Source organism: Caulobacter sp. FWC26 (assembly GCF_002742645.2).
Lineage (GTDB): Bacteria > Pseudomonadota > Alphaproteobacteria > Caulobacterales > Caulobacteraceae > Caulobacter.
In genome coordinates this window covers 1,429,103-1,443,556 of sequence record NZ_CP033875.1, presented here as the reverse complement: position 1 = coordinate 1,443,556, position 14,454 = coordinate 1,429,103, and the positions used below count along the sequence as shown (strand labels likewise).

The window sequence follows — 14,454 nt, the reverse complement described above, 5'->3', positions numbered from 1 at the left end:
GCCGCCCTACTTCCTGCGGATCAGGTCAACGCGACCGGTCGAGCGCGCCGCGCCGGCGGCGTGACGCAGCGCCTCGACGACGTCGCCACCCTCGGCCTGCTTGCCGTGCGTGGGTTCGTTGGTCGGGCCCAGCGCCCGGATGCGTTCGCGATAGCTGAGCGGCGCCCAGCGCCCTTCGGACTGCACGAGGTCGATCGGATAGACGTCGACCACGACGGTCGGCTGAGACTTGCCGACCGCGACGGCCTGCTCGACCGGCGCCTCAGAGTCGAACAGCTCGGCGTCGCCGAAGCGCTCCACCCACTGCCCGGATTTCCAGAACACGACCTCGCCGTCGATCAGGCGATTGGCGACTACGGCTTTCATCAGCGAGCGCTCCGCTCAAGAGAAACGGTCGGTGCGGAGTCCGTTGCGGGAACCGCGACATCCGCTATCGCCATGGCTTCGCCCACCATCAGCAGCGCGGGCCCACGCACGGAAGCGGCGGCCTTGGCCAGTCCGGACAAGGTCGTCAGAAGTCGGCGCTCGTCCTGGCGGCTCGCATTCTCGACGATCAGGGCCGGCGTCGACGCCGCGCGGCCTGCGGCGACAAGGCGCTCGGCGATCAAGGCGGCGGTCGAGACGCCCATATAGACGACGACCGTCTGGTTCGGACGCGCCAGCGCGACCCAGTCGAGGTCAGGCTCTCCGTGCGCTGCATGACCCGTGACGAAGGTCACCGCCTGGGCCGAGCCCCTGTGGGTCAGCGGAGCTCCGGCTCCGGCGCTGGCTGCGAGGGCGGCGGTGACGCCCGGCACCACGTGGCAGTCGACGCCTGCTGCGCGACAGGCCGCGAGTTCTTCGCCGCCGCGACCGAACAGAAACGGATCACCGCCCTTCAGCCGGACTACGGTCAGCCCCTCAAGCGCCAGCGCGACAAGCAGTTGGTTGATGTCGTCCTGAGGCAGGATGTGGCGCGACTTGCGCTTGGCGACGTTTATCCGCCGGGCGCGGCTCGGGGCGAGGTCGAGGATTTCGTCCGAGACCAGGCCGTCGTGCACCACGACGTCGGCGGCCCGCAGGGCGTTGAACGCTCGGAACGTCAGGAGGTCCGGATCGCCGGGACCAGCCCCCACCAGCCAGACCACACCGAGCGCGCGACCGGCGTGTTTTCCACCGACGACGACGAGTCCGGGAGCGCGATTTCGGGCCGGCTGGCGGGCCATGGGTTTAGAACCTCTATCAAGCCGCTCGGAATAAAGCGGTGGAACGCAAGGCGGGGTCGCCCCTAAGGACAACCCCGCTCGCACTCGCCGACGAAAAGGGCCAATCCGCCAGCGAACGCTTGCAAACTCGGCTCGAAGGGGCCAATTCGCAAACAAGGACTTCTGCCGGGGCGTTCAGTAAAACTCATGGAAAGACCCAACGAGCGCCGTCGCCTGCCGCCCCTGAACGCCTTGCGCGCGTTCGAGGCGGCCGCACGCCATCTGAACTTCAGCCGGGCGGCGGACGAGCTGTCGGTGACCCCCGGCGCAGTCAGCCAGCAGATCCAAAACCTCGAAGATTATGTTGGCGCGGCCCTCTTCAAGCGCACACCTAAGGGCCTGCTGCTGACCGACGCGGCGCAGACCGCCCTGCCCGCCTTGCGCGAGGCGTTCGATCGCCTGGCCGAGGCGGCCAGCCTGCTGACCGCGGCCGTCGACGGCCGTCGTCTGACCCTGACGGCCGCCCCGTCCTTCGCCGCCAAGTGGCTGGTGCCGCGTCTGGGCAAGTTCGAGCAGGCCCATCCGCAGGTGGACGTCTGGCTGTCGGCGGGTATGGAGGTCGTGGACTTCGCCACCGGCGAGGTTGACATGGCCATCCGCTACGGGTCCGGCCGCTACCCAGGTCTGGAGGTCATCCGCCTGCTGCAGGAAACGGTGGTGCCTGTCGCAAGCCCGGAACTGCTTGAGCACAACGCCTTGGAGCGGCCGGAGGACTTGGCCCACCATATCCTGCTGCACGACGGCTCGCCCGACGCCGACGACAGCTGCCCCGACTGGGCGATGTGGCTGGCCGCGCGAGGGATCAAGGGCGTCGATGGCGCGCGGGGTCCGCGCTTCAACCAGTCCAGCCTGGTGATCGAGGCCGCCGCCAACGGCCGGGGCATCGCCCTGGCCAAGCGCACCCTGGCCCAGGCCGACCTCGACTCCGGGCGCCTGGTCATCCCGTTCGAGGCTTCGACCGCCGTCGACTTCGCCTACTACGTGGTCCACCCCAAGGCGAAGGGACGATTGCCGCAGGTGAAGGCCTTCGTGAACTGGCTGAAGGCCGAAGCCGAGGCCCATGAGGCCGCGCTGCGCACGATGGATAACGGCGCGGGCATCTGACGCCGCAATCGTCAGGTTTTGGGATGGTCCGACCGCCCCAAAACCGCTTAAAGGGGCGCATGAAAACGACGACTCTCACGGTCGATGAGCGCCTCGCGCCCGCCGACTGCCAGACCATGGCCGATGTGCGCCGGGGCGTTGACGCCCTGGACCGGGCCCTGGTCCAGCTCCTGACCGAGCGTCAGGGCTACATGGACGCGGCGGCGCGCATCAAGGCCGACCGCAACAAGGTCTTCGACCGCGCGCGGATCGAGGACGTGGTGACCAAGGTCAAGGCCGCCGCGCGCGAAGCGGGGCTGTCTGAGGCGATCGCGGAGCCAGTGTGGCGCACGCTGATCGACCGCTGCATCGCCTATGAATACGACAGCTGGGACCGGACGAAGGGGTAGCGATCAGCGCCCCCTCCGGCCCTTTGGGCCACCTCCCCCGTTGCACGGGGAAGGATAGAACCCTTCCTCCCCCGCACGCGGGGGAGGTGGATCGCTGCGGATACGTAGCGAGAAGGAGGGGGCGTCGTGCGCCGCCTCAGTTCCCGTCGATCATCCGACCAAAGCCGCCCAGGATCGAGCCCTCGCCCTGATTGCCGCCCTGGTGGTTGGCGGCCTGCAGCATGCGGCCGGCCAGACGCGCGAACGGCAGGGACTGGATCCAGACCTTGCCGGGACCGCGCACGCGGGCGAAGAACAGCCCCTCGCCGCCGAACAACACGCTCTTAACGCCACCGGCCATGACGAGGTCGAAGTCCACATCCGGCGTGTAGGCGGCCAGACAGCCCGTATCGATGTGCAACTCCTCGCCGGGCGCCAGGGTGCGCTCGACTAGCGTGCCGCCCATCTGGACGAACACCCAGCCGTCGCCTTCCAGCCGCTGCATGATGAAGCCTTCTCCGCCGAAGAGGCCGGTCATCATCCGCTTCTGGAAGTGAAGACCGATCGAGACGCCGCGGGCCGCCGCCAGGAAGCTGTCTTTCTGGCAGATCAGCGTCCCGCCCAACTGCCCCAGGTTCAGCGGCAGGATGGTGCCCGGTGTTGGTGAGGCGAACGCCACGCGCGCCTTGCCCGTCCCGTGGTGCGTGAAGACGGTCGTAAAGAGGCTCTCGCCCGTGATCAGGCGCTTGCCCGCGCCGAGCAGCTTGCCCATGAAGCCGCCGCCCTGGTCGGCCGCGCCGTCGCCGAACACAGTGGTCATCTGGACGCTGGCGTCTTTCCAGACGAAGGCGCCGGCCTCGGCCACCGCGCTTTCGCCCGGATCAAGCTCGATCTCGACGAACTGCAGGTCCTCGCCCTTGATTTCGAAGTCGATGTCGTCAGCGACATTGGCGTTGCGCTGATGGCTCCAGGGACTGGTCGGCATGAAAGGCTCCTGATGTCAGAGCCCCTGTTCTAGCCGCGGCGGCGGTCCGCCGCCAATTACCCTTCCTTTATTCTGAAAGGATTCGGCGCGACCAGAGGTCAAGTCGCCTACACCCATCTGGTCATACCATTAATGTAGGCAACCCAGACCTCGCATCGCCAACCGACATGAACACGCGGGGGCAGCAGGGAGATCAGGTGGTTTGCCGCCCTTTCGCCCATCGCGATTCTGACTAACGATCGGACGAGCCGCGCCGCGCCTTGGCCTTACCGCAAGAGACTTGCGGGACGAATTGGCATTACCAATTGTTGACAAGCGCATAGACTGGTCGGATAACTCCCTTGAAGGCGCCATCTGAGTGCGCCGGGGGAGGCATACTCATGATCCATGCTCGCAACACCTTCGCCCTTCGCGCCGCGCTGCTGGCGTCCTGCGCCGCGCTGGCCGTTGGATCGGCCGCGCACGCTCAGACCGCCGAAGGTCAGAAGTCCGAAGCCGAAACCGTCGAGGCGGTCGTCGTCACCGGTTTCCGCCAAGCTTACGCCAACGCGATCGCCACCAAACGCGAAACCCTCGAAATTTCCGATGGCATCTCGTCGGACGGCCTGGGCCGCTTCCCGGACCTCAATGTCGGCGAAGCGATCCAACGGATTCCGGGCGTCCAGATCAACCGCGAAGCCGGCAGCCGGAACGCCACGATCAGCCTGCGCGGCCTGCCCGGCAGCTTCGCCCGCACCACGCTGAACGGCGGCGCTTTCGCCGATCCGATCCTGAACGGCTCAACGCCGCTGGGCGCGTTCAACTCGGACATCTTCACGGCGATCAACGTGATCAAGACGCCGTCGGCGTCGAACCTGGCCGGCGGCTTGTCGGGCAATGTCGACCTCCGGATCAACCCCGCCCTGTCGCGCAAGGACGGCGGCTTCGCCAAGCTGTCCTACGAGTACAATGACCTGGGAAGCCTCGGCAGCCCGTTGGCCTCGCTGGGCTACAACAAGCACCTGACCGACGATTTCGCGGTCTTCGGCGTAGTCGCCTGGAAGGACGAAAAGTTCCGCCGCGACTCGATCACGGTGAATTCGTGGGGCAACCGCCTGGGTGCGATCCAGTTGGGCAATCAGGCCGCCGCCGGCTCGAACCCTGTCTACGACGCGCTGCTGGCCCAGTATCCGGGCGGCGTCTACTACCCCAGCCAGACGCGCCAGCTGGTCAAGTTCAATCGCGGCACGACCCTTTCGGCCTCCACCGGGTTTGAATACCGCATCAACGAGTCCTGGAAGTTCGGCGCCAACGCCTTCATGACCAAGCGCAAGCTGGATGAGGCCACCAACCATCTGCTCTACATCGACGCCGGCGCTGGTAACGGAACCAATACGGGCCTGGGCGCCACCTCGGCCGTCGCCAAGATCAGCGAGATCGGCACGCCTTTCATCGTCAAGACGCCGAACGGCGACCGCGCCTACATCAATTCGTTCAAGGCCGAGAATATCAACACGTTCGACTCGGTCCGCTCAGAACCGGCGGAAAACTCGACCTGGGCTATCAACCCGACCCTCGAGTTCAAGAACGACGATTGGAAGGCCACGGCCACCCTCACCGTCTCGCGCGCCAAGGCCTATGCCAACCAGATCGAGTTCGACGTCGTCCAGAACCCCTATCGCAACCTCGGCCCCGCTGGCCTGAACGGCATCGTGGCGCTGGTGAACCTGGGCGGCTCGGACCTGTCGAACTACTCGGCCAACCTGACGACCCCCAAACCGACCCACCTGCCCAACGGGGGCTTCCCGATCCCGGCGACCGCCACCGCCACCACCCAGGCTGGCGCGCCGATGCCAGGCCAGAGCGCCACCACCGCCGCCGACCGCTTCGGCGTCACCGGCACGAACGGCAAGGCCGACAACACGCTCGACGCTTTCCAGGTCGATTTCGAGCGCACCCTCGACGGCTTCTTCACCGTGCTGCAGTTCGGCGGCCGCGCAGAAACGGCCAAGTTCACCTCCAGCGGCTCTCGCAACACGGCCCTCGGCGCCCAGACCCAGAACATCACGCCGGACATGGCTTCGCAGCTGTCCTACGCGAACGATTTCTTTGGCGGCAAAGCCCCAGGCGCGACGGCCAACTGGATGACCGTCGACGTGCAACGCGTGCTGACGGCCCTGACGCCGCTCAACACCAATCTACGCACCGCCTTGAACCCGAACGGCCTCCCCGATCAGTTCCAATTGGGCGCGCCGGGCGTCTTCCTCACGCCGTACGGCTTCGTGAACAACTACACGGACGGCAACTACTGGAACAACAACTTCAGCAACCAGAACGACGTCTATTCGGCCTATGTGGCGGCGAAGTTTAAAGGCGACCTGTTCAGCATTCCGTTCCGCGGCACGCTCGGCACGCGCTACGAGCGCACCCAGCAAGAAATCGTCGCCCTGAACTGTAAGAACTGCACCACCGCCCTCTCCGGTCAGGCCGGCCCCATCAACCACTCGCTCAGCACCTCGACGCGCAAGAACGAGTATGACTACTGGCTGCCCTCGGCGATCTTCATGGCCGACCTGCGGGACGACCTGGTGTTCCGCGCCGCCGCCTATCGCACCTATGTGCGTCCGCAGCCGCGCGACAACGTCCCGACGACCTTTGTTCAGGTGCCCGTCGACGTGAACCCGCCGACCGACCCAGTCTATACGGTCACGCTCGGCGCCACCGACATCAAGCCCTACACCGCCGACTCGTTCGACGCGTCGCTGGAGTGGTACAACCGTCCAGGCGGATTGGTCTCGCTCGCGGCCTACCGCAAGGAGATCAAGGGCTTCATCGGCCCGATCACTGATCCGTCTGTGCTATGCCCGGCCAGCGGCAAGATCGATGGCATCGACGTCGATCTTGGCACGCTGACGATCGACACCTCGGCAGGTTCGCCCAAGTGCGTCAGCTCCAACCGCTTCGTCGGCTCGGGCGGCATCCTGAAGAACGCCGAGGTGCGCGTCAGCGGCCGGACCAACCAGTCGCCGATGACCGTGACGGGCCTGGAGTTCAACATCCAGCAGAACCTGGATTTCCTGCCGGGCTTCTGGAAGAACTTCGGCGGCGCGTTCAATTACTCGTACACCAAGATCGACGGGGTCGACACGGCAGGCAAGAAGATCACCCTGCCCAGCGTGTCGAAGAACAACCTCAACGTGATCGGGTACTACGAAGCCGGCTGGGGCGGCGTCCGCCTCGTCTATAACTGGCGCGACAAGTACGATCTTGCCGCCGGCAACTCGTTCGTCGGCGACGCCCGGACGGTCAAGGCCCGCAGCCAGCTGGACGCCTCGGCCTCGTACAAGCTCACCGAGAGCATGACGGTCTCGGTCGACGCGTTCAACCTGACCAACGCCCAGCGCGCCGAATACGAGAACGATCCGATGCTGCCCCGCTTCATCGACTACGACGGGCGCACCTACCAGCTCACCCTGCGCGCCACATTCTAAAGCGCGCCTTCCCCTCCACTCCCCTGCGGGCCGAAGCGCAAGCTTCGGCCCCTCTTTTTGGGGGCTAGCCCTTCAGCGAACGGAGCGCCTGTTCATGCGCGTAGGCGGCGATGTCCAGCAGCGCCACGTCCAGCGCCGTCTTGACCGCCTCGAGGCTCTCCTGCCCCGCTTCACAGCGCTCGCAGACCTCACCCAAGGCGAAGGCCCCGACGCCCCGGGCCGCGCCCTTGACGGTATGGACAGCGTCTCTCCAGCCGGGATGGGCCTGATCCAGCATCGGCGCCCACAGCGCGGCCTGTTCGCGGAATAGCGCCAGCACCTCGTCAACAACCGCGAAATCCCCGGCCGCGAACCCCTCCAGATAGGCGAAATCGACCGCGCCGCTAATATCTCGTCTGGCCATGAAAAAAGCGCTTGCGCTCCCAAAATCATTGCGTATGTTCCGCGCCTCGCCGCCGGGGCTCGCAAGTGCTTCGGACCGTCGAATGGGTGTATAGCTCAGTTGGTAGAGCAGCTGACTCTTAATCAGCGGGTCCAAGGTTCGAATCCTTGTACACCCACCATTCTCCGCAAGGAGATCTAGGCTTCCGCTGAAGCCGACTTGGGGCGCCGCCCCTGAAATGCCCCTGAATTGATCTCAAAAACGCGCTTGGCTGTCGGGGCTAGTTTCCGACCTGGCCGACTTACCGTCTGATAACTTTGCGCGTCCGTGTAGCGCCAGTTGCCGTCGTTGGCGTCCTTCCAGGAAGGCGACATTCAGACCGGGCGCGTCATCGACCTCAACGCCAAGTTATGTCGCCTGGCCCCGGTACGAACGCAAGAACGGCGTTACGAGAATAGCTAACGCCTACCTCAATTAAACCCAATTAGTCCGATGGGCTTTAAGGGATATCGCTTCCCCCAGACTTCAACCGAGGGGATCGGACATGTCCTTCATCCAGCGTAAAGACGCCACCAAGGCCCTGCTGCTCGCGGCGCTGCTCTGCGGCGGCGCCAGCGGGGCCTATGCCGGCGTGGCCGAGGGCACGACGGTGTCAGGCTCCGATTCCGGGGTCCCGGGCGCTGTCACCGACGGCTCCAACGTGGCCGGCGCGACGGTCGAGGCCTTGACGGTCACGGCCCGCCGCCGGTCAGAGACCGTACAGTCGGTGCCGCTGGCCGTTTCCGTGGTCGGCGGCGACCGCCTGGACGGCACGGGCTCATTTAATGTCGGTCGTCTGCAGCAACTGACGCCGACCCTGCAGTTCTACTCGTCCAATCCCCGCAACACCTCGGTCAACATCCGGGGTCTTGGCGTGCCGTTCGGCCTGACCAGCGACGGCTTTGAGCAGGGCGTCGGCATCTATGTCGACGATGTCTACAATTCGCGGGTCGCTACGGCGACCTTCGACTTCCTGGACGTGGACCGCATCGAGGTGCTGCGCGGTCCGCAGGGCACGCTGTACGGCAAGAACACGACCGCCGGCGCGATCAACATCACTACCCGCCAGCCGACTTTCGACTTCGAGGCGAACGCCGAGATCTCGCTGGGCAATCTGGACTATAAGCAGGCCAAGGCGGCTATCTCCGGGCCGCTGAGCGACAAGGTCGCCGCACGGTTGGCGGTGTCCAGCACCCATCGGCGCGGCACGATCTATAACGTCACCAGCCGCCGATACATCAATGAGCAGGACAATCTGGGCCTGCGCGGCCAGCTGCTGTTCAAGCCGAGCGACGATCTGGCTGTGACCCTGGCCGCCGACTACAGCCGCCAGGACCCCGAGGGCTTCGCCCAGATCTATGTGCGCACCGGCGCCACCCAACGGGCGCTGAACCGTCAGTACGCGGCCCTGACTTCGGCCCTAGGTTATGCGGTCCCCAGCACCAACGCCTTCGACCGCGTCACGGACGTCGACGCCGAGCTCAACGCCGGCAACAAGGTCGGCGGCGCCTCGGCCAAGGTGGTCTGGAACGTCGCGGGCGGAACCCTGACCTCGGTCACGGCCTGGCGCTTCTGGGACTGGAAGCCGCAGAACGACCGCGACTTCCTGGGCTTGTCGATCGTGGCCAAGTCGCAGAACCCCTCGCAGCAGGACCAGTACAGCCAGGAACTGCGCTTCAACCGCTCCTGGGACGCGCATGATCTAGTTGTCGGCGCCTTCGCCTTCCACCAGCGTATCGACACCCAGGGCACCGAGCAGCAGGGCGCGGCGGCCAGCCGCTGGAACATCAACCCCAGCAACGCCTTGTCCAACGACTCCAGTGTCCTGGCGGGCCTGACGGCGCTCAACACCCAGTGGCTGAAGAGCACGAGCTTCGCGGTGTTCGGCCAGCTCAGCTGGAAAGTCACCGACGCCTTCACCCTGACACCCGGCGCGCGCCTGAACTACGACGAGAAGTCGGGCTTCTATGAGCGCAAGGTGATCGACGGCCAGGGCGCGCCCGTGCTGCTCACCGACACCGGCGCGCGGCGCGCGGCCCAGCTGGCGGTCTATACCCCGCAAGTCAGCGCCCCCAGCTTCGACGACTGGAACTTCACCTACGATCTGTCGGCCAGCTATCAGTTGAATCGCGACTTGCTGGCCTACGCCACCTACGCCAAGAGCTTCAAGACCGGCGGCATCAACCAGAACGGCCTGCCGACCGACGCGGCGGGCAAGCCGATCGAAGCTGCGGGCGCGATCAAGCCCGAGGACATCAATCACGTCGAAGGCGGCCTGAAGACCCAGTGGCTGGACCGCACGCTGACGGCTAACCTCGCGGTGTTCCGCAGCGACATCAAGAACTACCAGGCCACGGTAAGCAACGGACAACTGGGCGTGCTGCGCGGCTACCTGGCCAACGCCGGCAAGGTGCGCACGCAGGGCGTGGAGCTGGACTCGGCCTATCGGCCCAACGCCCGCTTCTCGACCTATCTGAACGCCGCCTACACCGACGCCAAGTATGTGCGCTTCGTGGATGCGCCGTGCCCGCCGGAGCTGTCGGGCGGCACGGTGGCGACCGGGACCCAGGTTCCGGGCGCGGCCGGCGTGGCGGGCGCGCTCAGCCCGGCCAACTGCGACGTCTCGGGCCAGCGCCTGCCCGGCGTCTCGAAGTGGAGCGTGGCGCTAGGCGCCGAGGTGAATGTTCCGGGCGATTTTCTCGGCAAGACCGGCGAGTTCTATGTCGGCTATGACGGCAGCTATCGGAGCAAGTTCTCATCCAATCCGTCGCCCTCGGCCTACACCTGGGTCGACGGCTATGCGATCGCCAACTTCCGGGCCGGCTTCCGCACGCCGGAGGGCCTCAATCTCTATGGCTGGGTGCGCAACGCCTTCGACGAGAACTATTTCGAGTTCCTGGCCGTGGGTCCCAGCAACACTGGCCTGATCGCCGGTCAGCCGGGGGACCCGCGCACCTGGGGCGTCACCCTGCGGGCGTCGTTCTAGGCCATGGCCCCGCAGCCGCGATCGGAGACTGAGCGCGAGGGGCGCAGGCGGGTAGGCGTCCTGCGCGCCTCCGGCGCGCTCTTCGTCAGCCTGTGATCGCGGCGGCGCGACACAGACGATTGAGCGCTCCGGCCGCCATGACGGATTGCAGCTTATCCTGATGAGTTGGATCGGCTTTACGGCCGCGCGCCGCCACAGCCGCAACGTTTCAGCCAGGCGATGAGGTCGGCCGGGGCGTCGGTCTGGATGATGTTGGCGCCCATGTCGATCAAGCGCCCCCAGTGAGCTTCAGGGGCCTTCACCGCGTCAGCGTCCACGTGGCCCGCAGCATGGCCGGGCTGCAGCGTGTTGACCCAGACCCTTGCGGGACGCGAGCGAAGCGCCGGCGCGCCGGACCGGAAGAAGGCTTCGCTGGTGAACACGATCTCGAAGGCCGGCGGCCTTTGCGCGTAACGGTCGGCCTCGACCGCCAGCGATCGCCCGTCGCGCTCCCGCAAAATCGGCATGAACAACAATGTCCTGCCGGTTAGCACCTCGAGGAGCGCCGGATCGTCGGCGGGGGCCGCGCTCTTGATCACAGCCTGATCGATGAGACCCATCCCTTCCAGCTCTTGGGCGGCCTGCAAATTGACCTCGCCTTTGGCGTCGACATTGACCAGCATACCGCGCGCGGCGCGCATCGCCTCGGCGAAGGTCGGTGGGGATTGCCCGGTTAAAGGCGCGGCCGGACCGCCCGCCCCCGCCTTCAGCCGCAGAGCCTTGATCTGGGTGAGGGTCAGGTCCGCGACACGGCCGGTTCCGTTGGTCGTGCGGTCGACCGTGGAGTCGTGCATCAGGACCAGCTGACCATCGCGGGTGCGCTGCACATCGAGCTCGACCATGTCGACGCCAAGGTCGCGGCACCGGTCGATGGCCGCCAGCGAGTTCTCGGCCGTCGACGTCCAGCAGGCCCGGTGGGCGACCACCATCACGGGTCCATTTGGATCCAGGAAGCGGCCGCGCAGGAGGCTGAGCCGATCTTGCGGAGCCGGCGTGCTCACGCACCCCGCCAGCAGACCCGCAGCGACAACGAGCGCCGTCAGACGGCGGATGATTTTGCAATTCACGGCGATCTCAATAGCGCAAGTTGAAGCCGACGAAGTAGGCCGCGCCGTAGTCGGCGGCCACCATGGGAAGCTCACGATTCCAGCCGATCCATTCGGTGCGCTCCGCCCCGATCAGGTTGGAGGCTGTGAACTGCGCCCAAAGCTTGTCGTTGACCTTGTAGCGAACCTTGAAGTCCAGGGACTCGTCGGCGCCGTCATAGCGATTGCGATAGGCTGTGGTGTTGTTCACCCGCTCGGACATCCGGATGCTCGTGTAGTTGTAGGCCAGTCGCCCCGAGATCCGTCCCCGATCATACGACAATGCAATGTTGTAGGTGGTGTTCGGCTGACCGACCATGGTGGCCAACTCGACCTCCGAGCCGTCGGTCATGATCTGCTTGAAGTTGGTGTCGAGCAGCGTGACGTTTGTCGAGACCGTGAAGCCCTTCAAGCTTGGGGGCAGGATGAAGTCGAGTTCGCGCACCAGGTTCAGTTCGACACCCAGGACATCGACCGGGCTGCCGGCATTTCTCGGCTGGGTGACCAGCGCTTCGATCTGCTGGCCATTCAGTTCGACGCTCGTCACCGCCGAAGCGGTGAAAAACTCATTGCGGATTTTCTTGTAGAATAGGCTGGCGGACAGCAGACCACGTCCCTGGCCGAAGTACCAGTCGACGGCGACGTCGACATTGTCCGCACGACGCGGCAAGAGATCCGGGTTTGAGCGCGCCAGGGTGATCGGCGAGGCGGTCTCATTCAGGCGCTCGCCCACCGGAGCGACCGCGTTGAAGGGCACGCGGCCGATCGACTTTGAGTAGGCCGAGCGCAGCTTTACGGCGTCGGCGAGATCGTAGCTCACGTTGAGCGACGGAAGGAAATCACTGTAGCCGCCTTCGTTACGCGTGTCGGTCCAGGCGCTTCCGACCTGCCGACGTCCCTCGGCTCGGGTGGACGTCTTCTCATAGCGCGCGCCCGCCACCAGGTTCAGCCGTTCGCCATTGTAGCGCACGAGGCCATAGCCGCTGGTGACCGTCTCTCGCAGGCTATAGTCGAGGTTGTTGTCATCCGTAGACATGGTGTCCAGCGTCCATTGCCCCGGATTGGCGGCCAGGTGGGCTAGAAACTGAGCGTTGGAAGCGCCGGGGTCGATGATGAGGATGCACTGGCCTTGGCCGGCGCCCGGGATCTGGTGGCAAACCCTCGGATTCAGGACGTTAGCGGCGGCGAGGGTGTAGGTGTTGCCGGCCGCCGGCAGGTAGCGATTGCGGTTCTCGTCAAACGCACGATCGATGCGGCGGACTTGACCGCCGACCTTGACGCTCCAGTGGTCGTCGATCGGACGCCCGAAATCGAGCTTTGCTTCGTAGATGTCCTCGTTCAGCTCGCGACCATCGTATTGGCGACGGAAAGGCGCATAGAGCTTGTAGTCGTTGAAGGCTGTCGGGTTCAGGGGCGTGAACACGTAGTGGTCGCCGGCTCGCTGGAAGGCGAAGGCGACATTGGCGCCGTTCTGGCGCCACTCAGCCCAGTCCTCCCAGTTTTCGAAGTGGGAGCCCGAGTAGTTCAGCCGCCAGGAGAGTTCCCCTCCGCCCGGCTTGTGATCGCCACCCGTGGTCAGCGCCCAGACGGTGCGCTCGAAGTCGAACTGACCGAGGTTTTGCTGGATCGAAAGGTTGGAAGCGTTGCGTAGTTCTCCACTCGTCGCGGTCTGGTTGGAGAGCGTTCCGTTCCCGCCGTGGGTCCACAGGTCGGTCTGGCGCGCCTCGTTGTCAGTAGCCGTGTTCCAGAAGCCACGGAGAAAGACGTAGTCGTCGCCGGTCGGGCGGTATTCCAGCTTGGCGCCCCCGCCCAGACGGGTGCGGTCGTTGTGATAGAACATCCACCGGCGCTCGCCTGGGACGGCCAGTCCCGTGCCAGGATAGGTCCCGGTATTGGCCCCCGGCTGGCCCGCGCTTGTCCCATTGGCGTTGTAGAAGTAGCGCGTGCTGCCGTACTCGGTCTGCGGAGAGTAGGAGTCGCGCTTGTAGTAGTTGGCGAACAGCACCATGCCGAACTTGTCGGTGGCGCCGAATGTCGTTCCGTAAGAGACGCTCATGGCTCCCGAGGGCCCCGCGCCTTCGTACCCTTCATTGTTGTCATACTGGCCGATCTCGGCGGAAACGCGCAGGCCGCGGCGCGAGCGATCAAAGGCGCTGGCGGTGCGGATATCGATGACTCCGCCGATCGCGCCGCCCTCGAGATTGGGCGTGAAGGTCTTGTAGACGTCGATCCTCGCAGCCAGGGCGGCGGGCATGACATCCATAAACACCCGACGGCCATTACGGTCAGGCACGGCGATCGAGACGCCGTCCACCTGTGTGTAATTATAGTTCGCGTTCATCGCGCGGACCGTGACGAAGCGCGCCTCGCCCTGATCGTTTTGCACCGCGACGCCGGGAATGCGCGCCAGAGCCTCGCCGATATTGAAGTCCGGCAGTTTGCCCACGTCGTCCGACGTAACGGAGTCCGTAACCTGGAGGTTGTCGCGACGCTCAGTGATCGCCAGCCGATTCTGAAGCCGCCCGCCGGTGATCACGACTGCGTCCACAGCGTCCTGAGTGGCGGCGACCGACGTCTGCGCGATGGCGACGTCGAGCGAGAACAAGGTCGCTGCGGACGCCAGCAAGAGGCTGCGAAAGCGGAAGGACGTGTTCATCGGAACCCCCAAAAAGTGACCCCGAACCCATTACTCACTTAAACTAACTATTTTGTGACAATAAGCTAGCGTCTTGGGTTTGACGAAACCGAGATG

Annotated in this window: 10 protein-coding genes and 1 tRNA gene; 5 read left to right on the top strand and 6 right to left on the bottom strand. The window is 65.3% G+C overall.

From position 1 onward, the window contains the following. Window positions 1-6: 6 nt before the first annotated feature. The gene (locus CSW63_RS08280) at window positions 7-366 is read right to left on the bottom strand and encodes a DUF2849 domain-containing protein (protein ID WP_062099538.1); all 360 of its coding nucleotides are present in this window, start codon (window positions 364-366) and stop codon (window positions 7-9) included. Next, entirely contained in the window at window positions 366-1,205 is an 840-nt protein-coding gene (gene cobA / locus CSW63_RS08275) for a uroporphyrinogen-III C-methyltransferase (RefSeq protein WP_062099537.1), read from the bottom strand. The genes CSW63_RS08280 and cobA overlap by 1 nt, the downstream gene beginning before the upstream one ends. 186 nt (window positions 1,206-1,391) lie before the next feature. Here cobA and gcvA point away from each other — a divergent pair, with 186 nt between their 5' ends. Beyond that, the gene (gene gcvA, locus CSW63_RS08270; protein ID WP_062099536.1) at window positions 1,392-2,348 is read left to right on the top strand and encodes a transcriptional regulator GcvA; all 957 of its coding nucleotides are present in this window, start codon (window positions 1,392-1,394) and stop codon (window positions 2,346-2,348) included. A gap of 59 nt (window positions 2,349-2,407) precedes the next feature. Beyond that, window positions 2,408-2,737, top strand: a complete 330-nt coding sequence (locus CSW63_RS08265; protein WP_168193627.1) for a chorismate mutase — start codon at window positions 2,408-2,410, stop codon at window positions 2,735-2,737. A gap of 136 nt (window positions 2,738-2,873) precedes the next feature. Here the strand turns inward: CSW63_RS08265 and CSW63_RS08260 are convergent, their stop codons facing one another. Further along, the gene (locus CSW63_RS08260; RefSeq protein WP_062099534.1) at window positions 2,874-3,701 is read right to left on the bottom strand and encodes an AIM24 family protein; all 828 of its coding nucleotides are present in this window, start codon (window positions 3,699-3,701) and stop codon (window positions 2,874-2,876) included. Between the two features lie 380 nt (window positions 3,702-4,081). Between CSW63_RS08260 and CSW63_RS08255 the strand changes: the two genes are divergently transcribed. After that, entirely contained in the window at window positions 4,082-7,171 is a 3,090-nt protein-coding gene (locus CSW63_RS08255; RefSeq protein WP_062099533.1) for a TonB-dependent receptor, read from the top strand. A gap of 64 nt (window positions 7,172-7,235) precedes the next feature. Here CSW63_RS08255 and CSW63_RS08250 read toward each other — a convergent pair whose 3' ends face one another. Continuing rightward, complete coding sequence (locus CSW63_RS08250; RefSeq protein ID WP_062099532.1) at window positions 7,236-7,574, bottom strand: Hpt domain-containing protein; 339 nt, start codon at window positions 7,572-7,574, stop codon at window positions 7,236-7,238. An 84-nt stretch (window positions 7,575-7,658) separates the two neighbouring features. Here CSW63_RS08250 and CSW63_RS08245 point away from each other — a divergent pair. Together CSW63_RS08245 and CSW63_RS08240 are read left to right on the top strand one after the other, a co-directional pair. Continuing rightward, a tRNA-Lys gene (locus CSW63_RS08245) sits at window positions 7,659-7,734 on the top strand. A 363-nt stretch (window positions 7,735-8,097) separates the two neighbouring features. Beyond that, on the top strand, window positions 8,098-10,578 hold the full coding sequence (locus CSW63_RS08240) for a TonB-dependent receptor (RefSeq protein WP_168193626.1): 2,481 nt from the start codon (window positions 8,098-8,100) through the stop codon (window positions 10,576-10,578). Between the two features lie 176 nt (window positions 10,579-10,754). Here the strand turns inward: CSW63_RS08240 and CSW63_RS08235 are convergent, their stop codons facing one another. Both CSW63_RS08235 and CSW63_RS08230 read right to left on the bottom strand, forming a co-directional pair. Further along, on the bottom strand, window positions 10,755-11,684 hold the full coding sequence (locus CSW63_RS08235) for a glycerophosphodiester phosphodiesterase family protein (RefSeq protein WP_062099531.1): 930 nt from the start codon (window positions 11,682-11,684) through the stop codon (window positions 10,755-10,757). A 7-nt stretch (window positions 11,685-11,691) separates the two neighbouring features. After that, the gene (locus tag CSW63_RS08230; RefSeq protein WP_099503818.1) at window positions 11,692-14,358 is read right to left on the bottom strand and encodes a TonB-dependent receptor; all 2,667 of its coding nucleotides are present in this window, start codon (window positions 14,356-14,358) and stop codon (window positions 11,692-11,694) included. Window positions 14,359-14,454: the final 96 nt, after the last annotated feature.

Bases quoted from the DNA above. Each gene is read 5' to 3' on its own strand.
- gcvA (WP_062099536.1), top strand. From the start codon at position 1,392: ATGGAAAGACCCAACGAGCGCCGTCGCCTGCCGCCCCTGAACGCCTTG.
- CSW63_RS08280 (WP_062099538.1), bottom strand. From the start codon at position 366: ATGAAAGCCGTAGTCGCCAATCGCCTGATCGACGGCGAGGTCGTGTTC.
- CSW63_RS08230 (WP_099503818.1), bottom strand. From the start codon at position 14,358: ATGAACACGTCCTTCCGCTTTCGCAGCCTCTTGCTGGCGTCCGCAGCG.
- CSW63_RS08250 (WP_062099532.1), bottom strand. From the start codon at position 7,574: ATGGCCAGACGAGATATTAGCGGCGCGGTCGATTTCGCCTATCTGGAG.
- CSW63_RS08260 (WP_062099534.1), bottom strand. From the start codon at position 3,701: ATGCCGACCAGTCCCTGGAGCCATCAGCGCAACGCCAATGTCGCTGAC.
- cobA (WP_062099537.1), bottom strand. From the start codon at position 1,205: ATGGCCCGCCAGCCGGCCCGAAATCGCGCTCCCGGACTCGTCGTCGTC.
- CSW63_RS08255 (WP_062099533.1), top strand. From the start codon at position 4,082: ATGATCCATGCTCGCAACACCTTCGCCCTTCGCGCCGCGCTGCTGGCG.
- CSW63_RS08240 (WP_168193626.1), top strand. From the start codon at position 8,098: ATGTCCTTCATCCAGCGTAAAGACGCCACCAAGGCCCTGCTGCTCGCG.
- CSW63_RS08265 (WP_168193627.1), top strand. From the start codon at position 2,408: ATGAAAACGACGACTCTCACGGTCGATGAGCGCCTCGCGCCCGCCGAC.